Source organism: Streptomyces sp. NRRL S-495 (assembly GCF_000966955.1).
GTDB lineage: Bacteria > Actinomycetota > Actinomycetes > Streptomycetales > Streptomycetaceae > Kitasatospora > Kitasatospora purpeofusca.
Map to the genome: position 1 here is coordinate 1 of NZ_JZWY01000881.1, position 903 is coordinate 903.

Here is a 903-nt window from a genome sequence, read left to right on the forward strand (position 1 = left end):
GGTTATGTCACCGCCCGCCGCCCGGGCATCGGCCTCTCGCCCCAGCTGGCGGCCCACGGGTTCCTCCGCGTCACGGGCCTGGGGCTGGAGACCTCCTGACCCGACGCCGACGCCGGTCACCCCTGCCGGGCGGGTGCCGAGAGTAGGGTGACGAGCATGCCGGACACCGCGCTGCTCGTCGTCGACATGCAGATCGCCCTGCTCATGGGGGCCCATGACACCGAGGCCTGCCTCGACCGGGTGGCCGAACTGGCCGGGCGGGCCCGGGCGGCCGGTGTCCCGGTGGTCTATCTGCGGCAGCGGGTCGACCATCCCGACGTTCCGGCCGAAGCGCTGGAGATCCACCCGACGGTGGCCCCGCGGCCGGGGGACACCGTGCTGGAGAAGGACAGCGCCGACTCCTTCCTCGGCACCGACCTCGACGCGGTCCTGCGCGGGCAGGGCGTCCGGCGGGTGGTCGTCACCGGCCTCGCCACCGAGTACTGCGTCGACTCCACCTGCCGCAGCGCGCTCTCGCACGGCTACGACCTGCTGCTCGTCGCCGACGGCCACACCACCCCGACCCGCCCCGCCGACAGCCCCCTGCCCGCCGCGGCCCAGGTGATCGTCCACCACAACGCGCTCTTCGCGACCATCATCTACGCGGGCCGCACCGTCCGGGTGCTCCCGGCGGCCGAGGTGGACTTCGCCTGACGGCCGGCGGGCCGGGCACCCGCGGAGTACGGGTGCCCGGCCCGGGGCGCGGTGGATCAGGAGTGCGCGAGGCAGTGCTTGAGCTCGTCCAGCGGGTAGAAATAGCTCCCCTTGGCGACCGGGCGGCAGGAGGACTTGAAGGCCGTCTCCTTCTCGTTGTAGAGCATGCGCACCAGGTAGGAGGCCGGGCGGCCGTCGGCGGGAGTGTCG

At 73.6% G+C, this 903-nt stretch carries 1 protein-coding gene; it reads left to right on the plus strand.

Features of this window, described 5'->3' with window-relative positions:
• Positions 1-156: 156 nt before the first annotated feature.
• Positions 157-693 carry an isochorismatase family protein gene (locus VR45_RS35430; RefSeq protein WP_045944030.1) on the plus strand — a complete coding sequence of 179 codons (537 nt, stop codon included), beginning with the start codon at positions 157-159 and terminating at the stop codon, positions 691-693.
• Positions 694-903: the final 210 nt, after the last annotated feature.